Origin of the sequence: Rathayibacter sp. AY1C2 (genome assembly GCF_002931195.1) — a bacterium.
GTDB lineage: Bacteria > Actinomycetota > Actinomycetes > Actinomycetales > Microbacteriaceae > Rathayibacter.
Map to the genome: position 1 here is coordinate 21,505 of NZ_PSWG01000017.1, position 18,353 is coordinate 39,857.

Here is an 18,353-nt window from a genome sequence, read left to right on the forward strand (position 1 = left end):
GCCCGCGAGTGTCCGATGGTCGTCGCACTCGCGCTCGAGTGCGACGACGTCTGGACACTCGGTGCGAGGGCGGGCGCCGAGGGTCGCGGGAGGCGGGCGCGGCACTCGCGCAGCGGCCCTCCGGGTGCAGGATGAGCGCATGCCCGCCTCCCCCGCGCACCCCCTCCGCGTGCGGATGCAGCCGCGCGCGATCGACGAGGCGCACCGCGTCTCGAGTCCGCTCGAGCTGCTCGTCGACCTGACCTTCGTCGTCGCGATCGCGCAGATCGCCCAGCAGCTTGCCCACGCGACCGAGGAGGGGCACCTCGCCGAGGGGCTCCTCCCCTTCGGCATGGTGTTCTTCGCGATCTGGTGGGCGTGGATGAACTTCACCTGGTTCGCCTCCGGGTACGACACCGACGATGTGCCCTACCGGCTGCTGACCCTCGCCCAGATGGGCGGCGTCCTGGTGCTCGCGGCGGGAGTGCCGGCCGGCTTCGAGGAGGGCGACTACCGGGCGATCACCATCGGCTACGCGATCATGCGGTTCGCGCTGGTGAGCCAGTGGATCCGCGTCGCCGTGTCCACTCCGGAGCACCGCACCTCCGCCGTGCGCAACGCCGTCGGCTTCTCGATCGTGCAGGTCGGCTGGCTGATGCGGCTGCTCCTGCCCGAGGAGGTCGGGGTGGTGAGCTTCCTGCTCCTGGTCGCCTGCGAGCTGGCGGTGCCCCTCTGGGCGCAGCGGGCGGGCGACGCGAACTGGCATCCGCACCACGTCGCCGAGCGGTACGGGCTGTTCACGATCATCCTGCTCGGCGAGGGCGTCCTCGCGGCGGTGATGGGCGTGCAGCGGGCGGTGACGGAGGCGGGCGTCAGCACCTCGCTCGTGCTGGTCGCGGCCTGCGGGCTGGTGATCGTGTTCGCGCTGTGGTGGCTGTCGTTCTCGCATCCCTCCGGCGAGCTGCTGGAGCGGCGGCGCGGCCTCTCCTACCGCTGGGGCTACGCGCACTTCGCGGCGTTCGCGGCCCTCGCGGCGCTGGGATCCGGGCTGGAGGCGGCCGTCGCCGCGACCGCGGGCCACCTCGAGGCGTCCGACACGGTGATCGGCGCGGCCGTCGCGGTGCCGGTCGCGGTCTTCGTCCTGACCCTGTGGGCGGTGCACGCGCCGCTCGGCGAGCACCAGCCGATGCCCGCGCGCCTGGCTCTCCCCGGTGTCGCGCTGGCGCTCGCGACTCCGCTCGTGGCGGGGACGCTCGGCGTGGGCGGGGTGCTGGTCGCGCTGGCCGCGGTCTCGGCGGGGCTGGTCGCCGCGGTGGTGGGGCGCGGGCGCACCGCGGAGTGACGGCGTCGGCGGGCGAGGCGCGTCGCCGTCCCGAGAGGCGCGTTGTGGGGGCGGAGGAGCGGACCGCGCCTCGAGACACAGCCCTCGTCGACGAGACGCCGGCCTGGCGGCGGTGTCCCGGCGGGGGCGGAAAGCCTCGGCGAGCGCACCGCGGCAGCGGCTACCCCCGGCGCGGCAGCGGCTCCGGGCGGCGGGGCACCCAGCAGCGGACGCGCGAGCGGTAGCGCTCGAAGTCGGCTCCGAAGCGGGCGGCGAGGTCCGCCTCCTCCAGCGGGCGCACGGCCTGGTTCCAGACGACGGCGCCGAGGAGCGCGTACAGCACGACCAGCCACGACGAGAGCAGCAGCCCGACCGCCGCTCCCTGCACGATGCCGGCGACCGCCATCGGATTGCGGACCCAGCGGTAGGGGCCGGCGATCACCAGCCGGTTGGTCATCGCGATCGGCAGCGGCGTGCCGTCGCCGAGGAGCGACATCGTGAGCCCCGACCAGATCCCGAGCGCGCTCGCCGCGACCAGCAGCAGGACGCCGACGCCGACGACCGCGGGCGGCGCCGCTCCGAGGCCCACGCCCCAGCGCGACTCCAGCCCAGCGATCACCAGCGGGATGACGACCAGCGCGCCTCCCCAGAACACCGCGATCTGCCCGAGGGTCGCGGCGAGGTGCGATCCGGGCCGTCGGCCGGCGGTCGCGACGCGGAAGGTGAAGGGACCGGAGGCGATCCAGCGCGTGGGCACCCGGCCGAGCAGGAGCAGGCACGCCGCGACGACGGAGCCGCCCGCCGCGGCGAGCATCGCGACGACGCCCCAGCCCGCCTCCCCCGTCAGGGTGGCCCAGACGGCCAGGGCGACCGCGACGAGGAGCGTCCAGGCCGTCGCGGTGACGGCCGCCCAGCGGATCCCGGCCGCGGCCAGAGCGGAGGCGCCGACGAACAGCGGGAGGTCGAGAGCCGCGACAGGGACGGGATCGAGGCTGCCGAGCGTCGCGATCCGCACGGCGGAGACGAGCGCCATGGCGACCCACCAGGCCGCGCCGCCGAGGGCCTGCACGGCGAAGTAGAGGCGTCCCCAGGGCATGGCTGCACGGTACTTCATAGCTGAACCCAAGGAACGACCCAGGGCGTTGACGGGCTCGGCGCCCTAGGCTCGAACCAGTTCCCGCCGCCTCCACGAGAAGCGGCCCACCACGACGCCAAGGACGACGCCGATGAACCGCACGACCGTGATCACCGCACTCGCCTGCGGGCTCCTCCTCACCGCCGCCGCAGCCACTCCCGCTGTCGCCGCGACCTCGGACACCGCCGGGGACTCCACCCGCTCCGTCGACGAGTTCGGCGTTCTCGCCGCGACCGACGGCGACACGCTGCTGATCAACGGGCGCGCCTTCCTCCTCGAGTAGGTCCTCCCCGCCGGGCACGGCCGCGAGGACGCCACTCGCGGCGCCGGCCTCCTGATCCGCCGCTGCGTCGACGTCGACGCCGCCGCGGCCGTATTCCTGGTGACGACGGTGCACGGCTTCTCGGGGCCCGAGATCCTGCCCGCCTACCGCGAGGCGCTGCGGCACACGCGCACCGCGCACCTGGTGTCGATCTCGGACAGCGACCGCTCCCCCGAGCTCGACTACGCGGCGACGGTGCACCACGGGATCGACGTGGAGGGCTTCCCCGCCGGATCCGGAGGAGAGGACCTCGTGATCCTCGGCCGGATCCACCCCGACAAGGGCACGGCGGAGGCGGTCCGGATCGCCGCCGCGGCGGGGCGCCGACTCCTGATCTGCGGCATCGTCCAGGACGAGCGCTACTGGCGCGAGGAGGTCGAGCCGCTCGTCGACGGGACGCGCGTCGTCTACCGCGGCTCGGTCGGGCCGGAGGAGCGCGCCCTCGTCCTCGGCGGGGCGCTCGCACTCCTGCACCCGATCGGCTTCGACGAGCCGTTCGGCCTCTCCGTCGTCGAGGCGATGGCGTGCGGGACGCCGGTGATCGCGAACCGCCGCGGATCCATGGCCGAGATCATCGACGAGGGCGTCACCGGGTACGCGGTGGGCTCCCTGTCGGAGGCGGTCGCCGCGGTCGAGCGGGTCGGACTCCTCGACCGCGCGGCCGTGCGGGCGACCGCGCGCCGCCGCTTCGCCGTGGACCGGATGGTCGACGAGTACCTGGCGGTGTACGCGGGAGTGCTGGGGCGCTGACGCCGGTGTCACGTCGGCATCGGATGCGCGCGTGACTCCCGGCCCTCTTCACCGAGTCGCCCGGGAGGGCTCGTTCTCGACGCGGAGAACGAGCCCTCCCGGGCGACTGAGCGATGCTGATAGGAAGAGGCCGTGCCTCGACCTCATCTCTTCGTCACCCGCGGAAGCCTCCTCCACTTCGCCTGCGACGCGTGGCTCCTGCCGACGGACCGCTTCCTCTCGTTCACGGACTTCTGGCGCGGGGTGCCGCAGCTGGAGGATCGCGCACGCGCCGCGCTGACTCCGGAGTTCTCGGACGGCCGACAGGCGGCACTGCCGCTCGCGCCGCGCGACGGCGAGCCCACTCCCGTCCTCACCGCCGTCCCCGATCGCGCCGTGCACGACGCCGAGGACAGCGAAGGACTCGCCGACATCGCCCGCCGCCTCCGGGCCTTCGTCGAGGTCGCCGCGCGGACGGTGACGAGGGATCGGCGCACGAGGCGGCCGCTGCCGCTCCTGGCCGTGCCGCTCTTCGCGACGGCGGGAGGCGGATCAGGGACCCTCCGCGACGCCGTGCTCGCCCAGCAGCTCCGCGTGCTGCGGGAGGCCGCCGAGGCGTTCGAGGTCGACATCGCGATCGTCACCCTCCGCGCCGACGTCCACGCCTTCGCCCAGTCCAGGCGACGACTCGATCCCGCGACGTCCTGGCCCGAGCTGGAGGCTCCGGCCCTCGAGGAGGCGCAGAGCCTCGCCGAGCGCGCCCGTCGCCGCCGGCTCGTGCCCTTCCTCGGCGCCGGGACCAGCGTCAGCGCCGGCGGCCCCTCCTGGGACGGACTGCTCGAGGAGCTCGGCCGCGAGATCGGACTCGACTCCGAGACGTCCGCGGTCCTCAGCGGGAAGAACGTGCTCGACCAGGCGTCCTACCTCGCGACGCTCTTCGACGAGGAGCAGCCCGGACGGTTCGCCGAATCCGTCGCCCGTGAGATCGGCTCCCTCGAGCGGTACGGTCTCGCTCCGGCGCTCCTCACCGCGATCGACTCCGAGCAGGCCATCACGCTCAACTACGACCGCCTCTTCGAGACGGCGTCCGAGGACGCGGGCGTCCCCCGCGCCGTCATCCCCGGCGACCACGAGGGCGACCACGAGCGCTGGCTGCTCAAGCTCCACGGCACCGTCGACGACCCGTCCTCGATCGTCCTCACCCGCGACGACTACCTCGGCTTCGATTCCTCCCGCCGCGCCCTCTCCTCGATCGTGAAGGCCACCCTCGCGACCCGGCACCTGCTCTTCGTCGGCTTCGGCCTCACCGACGACCACTTCCACGAGATCGTCCACGACGTCCGCCGCGCGTTCCCCTCCTCCGCCTCGGGAACGCTCGCGACCGCGCTCACCCTCTTCGCGGATCCGCTCGACGAGCGCCTCTGGCAGGGGAGGCTGCGGCTCGTGCCGATGCTGCCGGTGCCCCGCGATCCGTCCCGCGTCGGCGAGGCCGCCCGTGTCCTCGAGATCTTCCTCGACGCCCTGGCCGCCTTCGCGACGGACGCCCACTCATACCTCCTCGCGCGAGGGCACGAGAGCGCGATGACGGCCGCAGAGCTGCGGCTGCGGGAGCGGTTGACCGGGCTGCTCCGGGAGGCGACGGCGGAGGAACGGGCGACCGGGGCGTGGCAGGAGGTCGCGGGGATGAGTGTGCGGTTGGGTGGGGAAGGGCGCTAGCTCGGACAGCGCTCGTCGCTCGAGGGCCGAACGGCCGAGCCGGCGGTCGTCGGCGAGTCCTGCGCGAATGGACGAAGGACCAGCGGATCGACTGATCGCGGGCGAGAGGTCACCGACCTCCCGCCCGGCACCGCTCAGACGGCGTCGTGGAGCTCGACGTTGTCCTGATACTCGAAGTGCGTCTGGACACGATCCGAGACGTCGATGTTCTGCATCTTGCTGGACGCGGGGATGAAGCCCACCAGACCAGCTGCCGTCTCACCGGCCTGAGCCGTCCGGTAGACGAACTTGAGGATCGCGTCGTTGCGGGAGTAGTAGCCGTAGACCGCCTCGTCGACCGAGGCAGTCAACGAGTCCCAGTTGCTCTTCGCTCCGATCGCGGTGCCGAGGAGATGTGCGGCCTGGATCCGCGGCCCTCCGGGCTTCGTGCCCATGGACTGCGCGGCGACGACCATCGCCCTCGCTCCCAGACTGTGACCGATGAGCACGTACGACTCCGCGTTCGTGCGTGCAAGCAGATCACCGATGATCACGCCCGTCTTGTCGGCGCGATTCTTCGCGACGTGCCAGGGGTTCCTCGCGAGGTCCGAGGCGATCATCGCCGGCCCGGCGACGCCTCCGAGAAGCTTCGCCCCCGCCTTGTGCCCGAGCGCCGCCGCTCCTCTGAGCAGCCCCATGGCGACGCCCTTGCCTGCTGCGCCGACGGCGAGCTCCCCCAGATCCCGCAACTCCTTCGACCCCCATCGGACGCGGTAGACGGGCGAGTCCGGGTAGCGGGAGTCGACGATCGACTTCCACTTGCCCCACCGCTCTCCCTCACCGTCGGTGAGGAACCCGTTAGCGACGACCACGGGGACGCCGCCCGTTCCCGGACGGAGCAGCTCGATCTGGAACGACTTGTCCTCGCTCAGGTAGGCGTTCGCGACCGATGCCCCGAGGACACCTCCCACCGCCGCTCCGACGGCCGTCACGACCGCCGTGCCGCCGGCCATGCCGAGCCCGCCCGCTGCGAGGGTGCCGCCGCCGAGCAGCGCGAGTCCGTGTGAGCTCGCCGCTGCGCCGGTGAATCCGCCGAAGACGCCGAGCGAGCCGATCGCGCCGCCGATGGCGGGAGCGGCGAGGAGAGCGACCGGCGCCGCCATCGCGAGGACAGCGATGCCGCCCACGATGATCTTCGAGGTCGCGTCGAGGTCGGGCTTCTCGTACTCGAGGAAGGCCTCGTAGTCGTGCAGCTCGCCGAAGCTCCCCTGGGCCTTCTCGAAGCCCGGGATCTCGTGCTTGTGCTCGGCGCAGAACTGGGGGACGCGCAGAGCGCCGCGCTCGCGCACCGCCATGTTGCCGCAGCCCACAGCCACGCACGGGAGCGTCGCGGATCCGCAGCCCTGGCAGACGTAGACGGGAAGCTGCCCCGCGGGACGGTTCGACTTCCGGTGCTCGGTGTTGAAGAAGCACGACGAGCACCATCCGTGCTGGACGTCCAGCAGCGAGACGTCGTCTGCGACGTCCGCGATCCACTGCGCCGTCTTCGCGTACGTCTCGGCCACCTTCTGTGCGGTCCGCCGCTCCTGCTCCACCTGCTGGAGAGCTGCCTTCTGCTCGGCCGGATCCGAATGCGCGAGAGCCTCGGCATTGGACGTCATCCGGGCGCGGTACCAGGTCTTGGCGTACGCCCACATGTTGCTGCGCAGTGCAGGATTGCTCTCGAGAACGCCACCGCTCTCCGTCACCGGCTCGAGATCGGTAAACTCCCCCGCAAGGGAGAGAGTCGCCCCCTGATCCGAGACCACATCCACTCGGAGACGGGTTCCTTCGACGACATAGGCGTGCAGTGAGCCGGGCATGGGTTGATCGTGCCATACCGGTCGAGGTCCGGTTCGCTGCGGAAGGGCTGTCGCTTCCTTCTCGATCGGTCGCCGTCCCGTCGGATTCTCCGCGCTCATCGCGTCGGACTCTCCCCCATACCAAGACCGGAGCAGACGGACTCGAAGACGGTCAGTGACACCCCCTCTTCTCCCGGCGCGAAAAGGGAGCCGATGCGGTGAAAGTCGGTACCGTCCGACAGACTCACCGGAACGACGAAGGGGACGAAGTGCAGTTCACGATCAACGGCGCCACCTACGAACTCACACGGGAACAAGTCGAGAGCACCCTCGCCCGTACCGCGCCGGCCGAGGTGAGCACGTACTCCGTCGAGGTGAGCGGCAGCCGCTTCCCCGTGAAACAGGTGATCTCCGAGGTCACCGGTCTGCAGAGGAGCGAGTTCACCTCCGGCCAGGCACAGCGGGTCCTCACAGGGCTCGGATTCCTGGTGCTCAGCACTGCTCCGGGAGCTCGAGGGCGCATCTCCGGTTCCACGCGGTCCTTCGACGGCGTCGAGTGGGGGCTCGCCGCATCCGAGCACGGTTACGAGGAAGCGTCCTCGGGCAAGCTGCATCTCCCAGGATGTGCTCACGGCGTGACGACTCCGATCCGCATCTGGGCTCAGGACGAAGTGCTGAAGGCCTGGGGTGCTGCGCCGGATGTCGATCTCAGGACGCTGACGCGACCGGGATGGTGCTCGGACTGCGCGGCCATAAGAGGAACGACCGACCCCGGCGTTCCAGCGGAGCAACCGGAGACGTCCGGACGGACGGGCCGGGCGGAGCGGACGGCGATCGCGCAGGCCGCCCGGGTCGTCCTCGACGGTGGTCTCCGACGCCAGGCCTCCGCGTTCGACGGCCGGACGGTGACCTGGACCGCTGATACTGCGGCGGCACTCCGGCGAGCGATCGAGACACCCGGGTCGACCGGCACTTTCCGTGAGCGGATCGCCGAGCAGATGACGGATCAGCCGAGGGCGGTCGTCCTGCTCGCCGCTGAGCTCTGCTTCCTGCAGCGCCTCCCCCTCATCAACATCCGGGCGCAGACGAAGCTCGCTCTTCTGCAGGAGATCCTCGACGTGCTGCCCGATCGCCCCCGGGTCCCTGATGTGATCGTCGACGCCCTCGACACTCGCGGCGTCTTCAACGGCGGTCAGGGGTTCAACCAGCAGATCGCACAGCATCTCCTCTGGTTGTGCGATTTCGTCCGGCAGTGGGACGCCCTCGCGTCCGATCATCGCGAAGCCGCGCTCGGCGATCCCTGGCTCTTCCGCGACCGCACGCTCGACGTACAGGGTGATGCTCCACCGATCCGGAGCTCTCTGCTCGCTCTGGCCTGGCCGAGCTGCTTCGAAGCAATCGTCTCCGTCGCGCAGAAGCACGCGATCCGCGACGCCTTCGCGGGAGCGCTCCCGACGGTGACGGACGACGTCGACCGCGATCTGCTCGCTCTGCGGGACAGCCTCGACCCGAGCGGCGAGCTCGACATCGCCTGGTACTCGCCACCGTGGGACGCGGAATGGTGGCTTGCGGCACCGCAGACCGAGCATCGCGGCTGGGCCGTACCCTCGGCCGCTCCCGGCGCGCCACTCGCCCTCCCAGGCCTCCACGTCACGCTCCCGCCGGATGGCGGTCGAAGCGGCATCCGCGACGAAGCGCTCCGTTCATGGAGAGACTGGCCGACGTCCGGGGCCGGTCCGCGACCGCCCATCACCGATCTCCTCACCGAGGTGGATTCGGCTGCGCAGTTCCTCGTGACGATGGCGGCCGGCGACCAGGTCTTCGTCGACGGCTCCGACGACGTGCACTGGGGCGTCATCGGAGAACTCGATTCCCGAGGACGACGCGGCGTCGACTGGCGAACGCCGGTCTCGAGGTCGGAGATACCGAACGCCGTCCTCGACGTCCTGTCCGGCAGCGCTCCGATCACCGACGTCGGCTTCCTGATATCGCCGCCGATCGCACCGACGCCCGCACCTCCGCTGTCCGGCCCCCTCCGCCTCCCCCGCAGCACGCCCGAACTCGCGGGTCGCCTGCATTACGACTCACTGTGGCTGAACGAGGTGCTGGGTCTCCTCGAGGAGCGTCGCCAAGCGATCTTCTTCGGGCCTCCCGGAACGGGCAAGACCTATCTCGCCCGTGCTCTCGCCGACTTCATCGCGCCGAAGGGCGCGGTCCGCATCGTCCAGTTCCACCCCTCCTACTCCTATGAGGACTTCTTCGAGGGGTTCCGGCCGACGGTCGATGAGAAGGGGTCCGCGAGTTTCCGACTCGCACCGGGGCCGGTACGTCTTCTCGCTGCTGCGGCGGCGGCGAACCCGACAGTGCCGCATGTGCTGATCATCGACGAGATCAACCGGGCGAACATCGCGAAGGTGTTCGGCGAGCTCTACCTGCTCCTCGAATACCGCGACGCCGGGGTCTCATTGCAGTACTCGCCGGAGGAGGACTTCCGTCTGCCCGAGAATCTCTTCGTCATCGGAACGATGAACACGGCAGACCGCTCGATCTCCCTGGTGGACGCGGCGATCAGGAGGCGGTTCTCGTTCGTCGAGCTGCACCCCGCAGAGGAGCCGGTACTCGGCCTGATCGAGCGATGGTCGAAGGCGCAGCACCATGAGATCAGCCGAAGTGCTCTGCTGAGGCAGCTCAACGAGCGGATCGGCGACCTCGACCGCGATTTCCAGATCGGCCCGTCCTACCTCATGGGCGCTTCTGCCCGCACGGACTCCGGATTGGCGAGGATCTGGGAGTACGACATCCTTCCGCTGCTCGACGAGCACTACTACGGACGCTTGTCTCGCGCGGAGGTCCGGGCGACGTTCGGTCTCAGCGCTCTCGAGCCCGGTGCTGTCGCGGATCCGGACGAAGCGGTCGACGACGCTCCGGCCGGATGACCCGCGTCGAGTTCGACGAGAACGGCGGCTGGACGGCGGTCTCGTTCGACCCTGAGGTCATCGGTCGCGTATGCAGCGCAGGGCTGCTCGAATCCCGCATGACAGCGTCAGGCGCCGAGGTGAAGCCTCAGCTCAACAGGATCGGGGCGATTCGGATCGATGGCGACGAGGTCGTCGTCCGTCCGAAGGCCGCCTTCTCCTCGGTGCTCTTCATGCTGGGGTACGCGGCGGACCCGGGCTTCCGACCGGAAGAGGTCTCCGGCGACGGCAGGGAGATCTTCCCCGCGGTCGCCGAGACGTACGCGCGCATCGCGGAACGTGCACTCGGGCACGGCCTCCTGCAGGGGTACCGACGGTACGACGAGAGCGCCATGACGGTGCGCGGGCGGGTCCGGTTCTCCGACCAGATGTCGCGCCGCGGCGGACGACTCCTCCCGATCGAGCTGACGGTCGACGACTACTCGGCCGACATCGTCGAGAACCGGATCCTGCGTGCGGCCGGCCGGCTGCTGCTCGCCGTGCCCCGCGTGTCGCCGGACGTCCGGCGGCGCCTGGCGCACCTCGACTCGAGACTGTCGGAGGCAGCCCTCCTGCGGCCAGGGACGATGACACCGTCGTGGCAGCCGTCGCGGCTGAACCAGCGCTATCAGCCCGCCCTGCGCTTCGCCGAACTCGTGCTCGCACGCATCACGCCCACCACGACGAACGGCGGCCACACCGTCGCCTCCTTCGTCGTCAATATGGCGGAGGCGTTCGAGGCATTCGTGACCACGACTCTGAGCAGCGCTCTCTCAGGGGTCTCGCGTGGCGTCAGTATCGGTCAGTTCCCCGCTCATCTCGATCTCGAACGACGCCAGCCGATCCGACCCGACTTCGTCCACGTCGCCGGCGGCCGACCAGTGGTCGTCATCGATGCCAAGTACAAACTCGGGCCACCGAGGGTCGAGGACCTCTACCAGATGCTGGCCTACTGCACAGTGCTCGGGCTGGCTGAAGGGACGCTCGTCTACGTCTCGAGCGCCGGAGACCCGAGTGATCGGACAGCGACGGTGAAAGGCTCCGGTGTCGTGGTTCGGACGGTGCGGATCGACGTCACGAGGCCGCCCGCCGAGATGCTCGCTCAGCTGGACGACATCGGTCGAGCGGCTGCCAGGCGGGCAGGGATCAATACTTCTTCCGGCCTCTGAACTCCGCGCCTCGTCGTAGGGCCGCCTGCTCCATCGGACGACTCAGCCGAGACGGCCCGCCGCCTCAATCCCGCCCCGCACCCCACTCCCCCAGCAGCTCCCGCTCCCGCTCCTCCCCCAGTCCGGCGCCGCGTCCCGGCACGTGCGCGGCCGCCGCGTCCCGCAGCGTCTCGGCGAGCTCGCGGCGCTCGAAGCCCGCGGCCTCCGCCCGTGCCGTCGAGCGTGCGTTCATGCCGCGCCAGTCCGGGTCCGCGATCCACAGCGGGAGCGAGCCGGCGCCCGCCCACTGGCCGACGCCACGCTCGAGCAGCCACTCCTGCGGCACGGCGACCGGCTCGGCCGACGATCCGCTCCGCGCCGCGGCGAGGTGCTCGCCGAACGGCACGGGGGTCCCGCAGACGTTCATCACGCCCGCCACCCGCGCCTCGGCGGACGCCACCAGCCATGCGGCGAGGTCCCGCACGTCGACCACGGACGTCGGCAGCTCGGGCGCATCCGGCACCAGCACGGGCCCGGACCGCGCGCTGAAGCGCCAGGGCCAGTAGGAGGAGCGGCTCGTCGGGTCGCCGGGGCCGCCGATCAGGCCGGCGCGCGCGATCAGGGACGGCGCGGATCCGGCCAGCACGGCCTGCTCGCAGGCGGCCTTCGCGGCGCCGTACGAGGCGGGATCGTCGGAGGGAGTCAGCAGCTCGGCGTCCTCGTCCGCGCCGACGACCGCGTTCTCGGCGTAGACGCTCGTGGTCGAGACGAGGACGTAGGCGCTGCAGCGCAGGTCGCGGACGGATCGGCGGACGTGCTGCGGGGTCGAGGAGACGTCGATCACCGCGTCCCACGATGCCGCAGCCACGGCGTCGAGGGCGTCCTCGCGGTCGCGGTCGGCCCGGACGAGGGACACCCCCGCGGGCACGGCCGTCCCCCGCGCGAGGCAGGTCACGTCGTGGCCGCGCCGCAGCGCCTCCGCCGCGAGGTGCCCGCCGAGCCAGCCCGTTCCTCCGAGGATCAGCGTTCTCGTCCCCGCATGCTCGCACGGGCCGCCTCGCGCGAAGCCCGCTGAGGTGCCCGAATTGGTCCCGAGAACGTTGAAACAACTGCATTCTCGGGCGACTCGACACGGGCGACTCGACGCAGTGGGCGCCGAGCGAGCGACTCAGCGACAAAGGCCCCCTCCACGAGCCCCCGCACACCCGGCCACCCGAGCCCGCCCGCGTCCTCTGTCCGGAATCACGCGGGCGGCTCGGGCGCCCGAGCGGCTCACACGACGACGAAGGCGTCCAGGATCAGCGAGTTGCCCGTGGAGGCGGCGTTGCGCTTGCTGCCGCGGCGGATGGTGATGGTGTGCTCGCCGGCGCTGAGGGTGCTGCTGGTGAACACGGTGCGGGCCGAGCGGTTCGTGGCGCTGTAGCGGTCGACGGAGGCGACGAGCACGCCGTCGATCAGGACCTCGTTGATGCCGGAGGTCGGGGTGATCCGGCTCACCCAGCTGACCTTCGTGCCCCGGAAGCGGAGGGTCGCCGAGGCCGTGGAGGTGCTGGAGTACGAGATGCTGCCGCCGCTGTCGGCGGTGCTCGAGAGCGTCGCCCAGGTGCCGACCGTCGCGATGACGGCGGCTCCGTTCTGGTACGTCCCCGCCGCCGGCAGCGTCGAGGTCGGGGTGGGCGTGGACGTGGCCGTCGGGGTCTCGGTCGGAGTCGGCGTGTCGGTGGGGGTCGGCGTGTCCGTCGGCGTCGGCGTCGGCGTGCTGGTCGGAGACGCCGTCGCGGTGGGGGTGGGGGTCGACGTGGAGACGGTCCCCGCGGTCACGACGAAGGCGTCGAGGATCAGGGTGGACCCGGTGGACGCCGGGTTGCGCGTCGTCCCGCGGCGGATCGTGACCGTGTGGGTGCCGGCGGCGATCGGTCCGCTCGTCCACACCGTCTGACCCGAGCGGGTCGTGGGGCTGTAGCGGTCGACGGTGGCGACGAGGACGCCGTCGAGCAGCACCTCGTTGATGCCGGAGGTCGCCGTCATCCGGCTCACCCAGCTGACGCCCGTGCCCGAGAAGCGGAAGCTCGCGGACGCTCCGGCCGAGCTGGAGTAGCTGATGCTCCCGCCGCTGTCGGCGGAGGAGGAGATCGTGCTCCAGGTGCCCGCCGTCGTGATGAGCGGCGAGTAGTTCTGGTACGTGCCCTCGCCGGGGATCGACGAGGCGGGCTCGTCGGGCAGCGGAACGACCGGCTGCTCCGCGAGCCAGCGGTCGAACGTGTCGAGCATGTCCTTGTTCGTCAGGCTCGGCACGTTGTGGCCGTTCGGAGCGCCGTCGGTCGGCGTGTAGAGGACCACAGCCTCCTTCGCGACGGGCTTCGCGAGCGCGACCCAGGCCCCTCCGTGCACGGCGATCGGGACGAGGACGTCCTCCGTCGAGCCGGTCGTGCGGATCCGCGCCCCCGCCCACGAGGCCTGCGGCAGCAGCGCGGGGTCGGTCGCCGGGATCGTCGAGGGGTCGTTGTCGTAGTCCGGCAGGACGCGCCCCGGATCGCGGCGGGCCATGTCGGCCATGTCGTAGACGCCGGCCGCGTGGTACGCGCCGCGGATCTCGGGGACCAGCTTGTTGCCGTACGCCCAGCAGAGCAGCGCTCCGCCGCCGGAGTTCGAGCGGAGGAAGCTCGCGCCGATCCGCCACGTCTTCTGGAACCAGGCGACCGCGTCCACCTGCATGGCGACGGCCCGCTTGTTCGTGTAGATGCTGCCGCCGTAGTTGGGGCAGATCGAGATGACGCCCTTGTCGACGGCCTGGTCAGCGCTGTACTGGTAGGCGCCGGACAGGGCCGCGTAGGTGCTCCCGTTGGCGTGGTAGTACCAGTAGACGACCCGGCCGATCCGCTGCGAGGGGACCGCGGTGTGCGGGACGAAGAGCCGCGCGCGGTCGGTGCCGATCATCACGTCGATGATCTGGTACGGCTTCTTCCCCACGCGCGAGATCGCCGTGTCGCTGCGCCCGAGCTCGTTGGGCAGCGGCGGGATCACGCTGTAGTCGGGCGCCGCGGACGCGGTCATCGCGTAGGCGAAGGCGGATCCGACGCCGAGGGCGGCTCCGGTGAGGACGAGACGGCGGCTGTGGCGCGCAGGAGAGGACATGGGATCCCGACGTGGAGAGGGCTGCTCGGTCGGCGGAGCCTGACCGGAAGGTGTGAGGGGGGTGCTGCGGTCCGGATCGGACCACCGTGGAGGGGGCGCGGGGCGGTCCTTCGGGGGACCGTGCGGGCGGGCAGGCGCGAATGCATCCTCCCGCGTCCGCCGCGCGACCACCAGACCCGCTTCAGGGACACCCGCGGCGGCGCTCCCACCTGGCGTGGAGCGGCGGAGGGATGCGAGAAGGTCCTGGTGAAGGCGCTATCTCGCGCCACTGCTCTGGAGATGCCCGCCACGGGAGCGGAACCGCATCGTGTCGGTGCCGGAACTCCGGGGTCCCGCGGGGCCGGCACGGAACCAGGCCGCCCTGAGCCCGGCGCGAGGGCCGTGCGCACGTCAACACTCTCGCGGGGGACCCCCGGAGAGGTCGCGTTTTCTGGACACCACCTGAGCGCTGGTTCAGCGCTCGCTCTCCCCCTTCTGCGTGCCCACCGGATCGGGGGCCCGTCGTCCGCCGCCCACGTCCCGTCTCAGGGGGACAGGGCGCCTCCGAGCCGCGACCTATCGTGATCCCGCTCCATCCGGAAGGCCCGGCGAGGCGCCCCGGGGGGAGGTCGATCCGTGTCGAACGCGCATGCCCGGCCGAGCCACGACCGCTCGATCGCCCTCGGCCTCGTCCTGCTCCTGCTCGCCGCCGTCCTCGTGGTTCTGCCGGCGACGAGAGCTGCGGCGGCCACGGTCCTGCTCCAGGAGGGCTTCGGCGGCACCAGCGTCGCGGACTCGGCGTGGCAGGCGCTCGACGGCGCCTGCATCACGGCGGCGACCACTGCTCCGCCGACCGGCTCCTCGAATCTCGGCGTCTGCGCCAACCGGACTCAGGCCCCCGCCGCCGCGACGAGTCCGGGCTTCCTGCAGCTCACCGACGCCCGGAACAACGCCAAGGGCGGCGCGGTCTTCAACCGGCCGATTCCTGCCGCGGGCGGCATCGACGTCCAGTTCGACCAGTACCAGTACGGAAGCTCGCTGACCGGGGCCGACGGCATCGGCTTCTTCCTCACCGACGGCTCGAGGTCCCTCACCGCGGCGGGAGCTCCGGGCGGATCGCTCGGCTACGGCCAGTCGGCGACCGTCGACGGGGTGAACGGCGGCTACCTCGGGATCGGAATCGACGCCTTCGGGAACTTCTCGGCCAGGCCCCCCGCCGCGCCTACCCTCGGCCTCGGCTCCGACTGCCCCTCGAACTCCGGGTCGGCGCTCCTCACGGCGAACAAGATCGTGGCGCGCGGACCCGGGCAGGCCAAGAGCGGATACTGCTTCCTCCAGTCGGCCTCGCCTCCCCTGCTGACGTCGGTCCGCACGACGGCCACGACATCGACGGGCGCTCCGCCCGCGTCCTACGGGCGCACGATACGGATCATGGTCTCGGCTGCCGCCACTCCCGTCGTCACGGTCTACTGGGGAGGGACAGCGGGTCTGCCCGCCGGGCAGCTCGATCAGCTGATGCAGTTCACGATGCCGACCGCAGCGCCCTCGACCTACAAGCTCGGCTTCACGGCGTCCACCGGTGGATCGAACGACACCCACCTCGTCCGCAACGTCTCCGTCTCGTCCATCAACACTCTCGACGACATCACTCTGGTCAAGCAGATCGACCGCACCACCACGCAGCCCGTCGCCTACGCCGAGGGATCCGTCATCCCTTACCAGTTCGTCGTCACGAACGGGTCCATCCGGGGCACGCTCACCGGCATCGTCGTCACGGACCCGAAGGCCGCGAGCATCTCCTGTCCGACGACGACCCTGCTCCCGCTCGCCTCCACCATCTGCACGGGATCCCATACGGTCACGGCCGCCGAAGCGGTGGCCGGCTCGTTCGTCAACACGGCGACCGCTGCAGCGACGAAGACGGAGACGATCTCGAACGTCGTGACGACGACCCCCGTCACGAGCAGGACCGCCACCGCCACCGCCCCCATCGCCACCCCGGCTCCCGCTCTGACCCTCACCAAGACCGCCCTGCTCACCGACACGAACGGCAACGCCCAGGCCGACGCCGGAGAGCAGATCCGCTACTCCTTCCTCGCCCTCAACTCCGGCAACGTCACACTGCAGACGGTCGCCGTCGCCGACCCGAAGGTCACCGGCATCACGCCCGCCTCGACGCAGCTCGCCCCCGGAGCGAGCGCCACCTTCACGTCGGCGCCGTACACGGTCCTTCAGACCGACATCGACAAGAACACGTCGCTCGTCAACACGGCGACCGTCTCCGGCCGCACCCTGGCCGCCTCGCCCGTGACGGTCACCGCGACCTCCACGGCCACCACGCCGATCCGCTACGCGCCCTCGATCTCGCTGACGAAGAACGGCACGATCCCGACCGGGGCCGCCGTGGGCTCGACCGTCTCCTACAGCTTCTCCGCCACCAACACCGGCAACACCGGGCTGAGCGCCGTCGCGGTCACCGACCCCAAGAGCGGGCTCTCCGCGCTCGCCTACTCCTGGCCGGGGACCGCCGGGCGCCTCGAGATCGGCCAGTCGGTCACCGCGACCGCGTCGTACACGCTCACGCAGGCCGACGTCGACGCGGGCCAGGTCCTCAACACCGCGACCGCGACCGGCACCCCTCCGACGGGCGCCGCCGTCACGGCCACCGCCTCGCGGACGGTGACGATCACCCGCACGAACGACCTCGCGCTCGCCAAGACCGCGAACCCCGCCTTCATCAGCGCCGCCGGCACCGTGGTGACCTACACCTTCCGCGCGACCAACACCGGCACCACCACCCTCACCGCGGTCGCGATCAGCGACCCCAAGAGCGGGCTCTCCGCTCTCACCTACTCCTGGCCGGGCACTTCCGGACGACTGCTGCCCGGCCAGGTCGTCACCGCGACCGCCGCCTACACGACCACAGCCGCCGACGTCACCGCCGGCACGATCGCCAACACCGCCACGGCGACGGCGACCGGCCCGACCGGCGGGGCATTCACCCGCACGGCCTCGGTGAGCATCTCAGTGATCCCCGATCCGGCGGCCGACGCCGCGACGGTCGTGCAGGGCGGATCGGTCGTGATCGACGTGCTCGCGAACGACGGGCCCGCCGCGACCGGAGCGACCTTCTCGCGCGCGCAGCTCTCGGCGACCCCGAAGGCGATCGGAGGCGCGGCGACCCCAGCCCCCGCCACTCCCCTGCAGGGGTCCGTCTCCTGCGTCGCGAGCGGAGCGACCCGCGGCCAGTGCACCTACCGCCCGATCGCCGCCTTCGTCGGCACCGACGTCTTCGACTACTCCCTCTCGGGCCAGTACGGCACCTGGAACGTGCGGGTCACGGTCACCGTCACCGCGCTGAACCGCGCGCCGGTCGCCCGACCCGACCGCGTGGTCGCGACCACCGGCGGCCCCGCCGTCACCGTCGCTCCGCTCGCGAACGACACCGACGAGGACCCGGGCACGACCCTCGCCCTGGCCGGCACGAGCGTCCCGGCCGGGCTGCGCGGCACCTTCTCCTGCTCCGGATCCACGTGCACCTACACGCCCGCGACCGACGGCTGGACCGGGAGCGCGACGATCGCGTACACGGTCACGGACGGCGCGCTCACGGCGGGCGGCACGATCACGGTGTGGGTCGATCCCGCTCCCCTCGTCCGGCGCGGCTTCTCCGGCACCGGCAGCACGAGCGGAGCGGTCGGGCTCGGCGCCTGGACCAGCTCCTCCGTGGTCGCCACGCCTGTCGCGAGCTGCACGGCCGGTCGGCCGAGCACCCTCGTGAGCTGGTCGGCCGCCGCTGGAGCGACCGGCTGGACCCTCGAGCGCCGCCTCGCGGGGACGACGCCCGGCCCCTGGACCGTGATCGCGGCACCCGCCGCCTCCGCGACGAGCTTCACCGACGACCGGGTCGGTGAGGGCCGCAGCTACCAGTGGCGGGTCCGCCCGGACCTGCAGCGCTGGCTCGGAGTCGCGTCCGCCGCCTCGACCGCCGTCGCCCAGCCGGCCGTCACCACCGCCGGAGGCTGCTGATGCCTCCCCGCCGACACCCCTCTCGTCCTGCACGTGTCCTCGTGAGGGAGACCACGCCCGCACCGGGCACCACCCACCAGAAAGGA

The 18,353-nt window shown here is 71.6% G+C and carries 11 protein-coding genes; 7 read left to right on the forward strand and 4 right to left on the reverse strand.

The features are described from left to right. Nucleotides 1–139 precede the first annotated feature (139 nt). Nucleotides 140–1,321: a low temperature requirement protein A gene (locus C5C55_RS12035; RefSeq protein ID WP_219813011.1), complete on the forward strand. Its 1,182-nt coding sequence runs from the start codon at nt 140–142 to the stop codon at nt 1,319–1,321. Between the two features lie 160 nt (nt 1,322–1,481). Here C5C55_RS12035 and C5C55_RS12040 read toward each other — a convergent pair whose 3' ends face one another. Beyond that, nucleotides 1,482–2,396: an isoprenylcysteine carboxylmethyltransferase family protein gene (locus C5C55_RS12040; protein WP_104234071.1), complete on the reverse strand. Its 915-nt coding sequence runs from the start codon at nt 2,394–2,396 to the stop codon at nt 1,482–1,484. 130 nt (nt 2,397–2,526) lie between these two features. Here C5C55_RS12040 and C5C55_RS12045 point away from each other — a divergent pair, with 130 nt between their 5' ends. From C5C55_RS12045 to C5C55_RS12055, 3 genes are all read left to right on the forward strand, one after another. After that, nucleotides 2,527–2,718 (forward strand): hypothetical protein, encoded by a 192-nt coding sequence (locus C5C55_RS12045; RefSeq protein ID WP_104223384.1) that lies wholly within the window; start codon nt 2,527–2,529, stop codon nt 2,716–2,718. 99 nt (nt 2,719–2,817) lie between these two features. Beyond that, on the forward strand, nt 2,818–3,507 hold the full coding sequence (locus tag C5C55_RS12050; RefSeq protein WP_258066129.1) for a glycosyltransferase: 690 nt from the start codon (nt 2,818–2,820) through the stop codon (nt 3,505–3,507). A 132-nt stretch (nt 3,508–3,639) separates the two neighbouring features. Continuing rightward, nucleotides 3,640–5,202 (forward strand): SIR2 family protein, encoded by a 1,563-nt coding sequence (locus C5C55_RS12055; protein WP_104234073.1) that lies wholly within the window; start codon nt 3,640–3,642, stop codon nt 5,200–5,202. A 134-nt stretch (nt 5,203–5,336) separates the two neighbouring features. Here C5C55_RS12055 and C5C55_RS12060 read toward each other — a convergent pair whose 3' ends face one another. After that, a complete protein-coding gene (locus tag C5C55_RS12060; RefSeq protein ID WP_219812384.1) occupies nt 5,337–6,929 on the reverse strand; it encodes a DUF726 domain-containing protein in 1,593 nt (530 codons plus the stop codon). A gap of 1,091 nt (nt 6,930–8,020) precedes the next feature. Between C5C55_RS12060 and C5C55_RS12065 the strand changes: the two genes are divergently transcribed. Beyond that, on the forward strand, nt 8,021–9,958 hold the full coding sequence (locus C5C55_RS12065; protein WP_146080947.1) for an AAA family ATPase: 1,938 nt from the start codon (nt 8,021–8,023) through the stop codon (nt 9,956–9,958). Then, nucleotides 9,955–11,145, forward strand: a complete 1,191-nt coding sequence (locus tag C5C55_RS12070) for an McrC family protein (RefSeq protein WP_104234076.1) — start codon at nt 9,955–9,957, stop codon at nt 11,143–11,145. The genes C5C55_RS12065 and C5C55_RS12070 overlap by 4 nt, the downstream gene beginning before the upstream one ends. A 64-nt stretch (nt 11,146–11,209) precedes the next feature. Here the strand turns inward: C5C55_RS12070 and C5C55_RS12075 are convergent, their stop codons facing one another. Both C5C55_RS12075 and C5C55_RS12080 read right to left on the reverse strand, forming a co-directional pair. Beyond that, nucleotides 11,210–12,148 (reverse strand): NAD-dependent epimerase/dehydratase family protein, encoded by a 939-nt coding sequence (locus tag C5C55_RS12075; RefSeq protein WP_104234077.1) that lies wholly within the window; start codon nt 12,146–12,148, stop codon nt 11,210–11,212. 248 nt (nt 12,149–12,396) lie between these two features. After that, nucleotides 12,397–14,259, reverse strand: coding sequence for a hypothetical protein (locus tag C5C55_RS12080; protein ID WP_104234078.1), 1,863 nt, complete (start codon nt 14,257–14,259; stop codon nt 12,397–12,399). A 615-nt stretch (nt 14,260–14,874) separates the two neighbouring features. Here C5C55_RS12080 and C5C55_RS12085 point away from each other — a divergent pair. Next, the gene (locus C5C55_RS12085; protein ID WP_104234079.1) at nt 14,875–18,267 is read left to right on the forward strand and encodes an Ig-like domain-containing protein; all 3,393 of its coding nucleotides are present in this window, start codon (nt 14,875–14,877) and stop codon (nt 18,265–18,267) included. Nucleotides 18,268–18,353 lie beyond the last annotated feature (86 nt).

Excerpts from the sequence above, each read along its gene's own strand:
- C5C55_RS12035 (WP_219813011.1), top strand. The coding sequence starts at position 140 with ATGCCCGCCTCCCCCGCGCACCCCCTCCGCGTGCGGATGCAGCCGCGC.
- C5C55_RS12040 (WP_104234071.1), bottom strand. The coding sequence starts at position 2,396 with ATGCCCTGGGGACGCCTCTACTTCGCCGTGCAGGCCCTCGGCGGCGCG.
- C5C55_RS12045 (WP_104223384.1), top strand. The coding sequence starts at position 2,527 with ATGAACCGCACGACCGTGATCACCGCACTCGCCTGCGGGCTCCTCCTC.
- C5C55_RS12065 (WP_146080947.1), top strand. The coding sequence starts at position 8,021 with ATGACGGATCAGCCGAGGGCGGTCGTCCTGCTCGCCGCTGAGCTCTGC.
- C5C55_RS12070 (WP_104234076.1), top strand. The coding sequence starts at position 9,955 with ATGACCCGCGTCGAGTTCGACGAGAACGGCGGCTGGACGGCGGTCTCG.
- C5C55_RS12080 (WP_104234078.1), bottom strand. The coding sequence starts at position 14,259 with ATGTCCTCTCCTGCGCGCCACAGCCGCCGTCTCGTCCTCACCGGAGCC.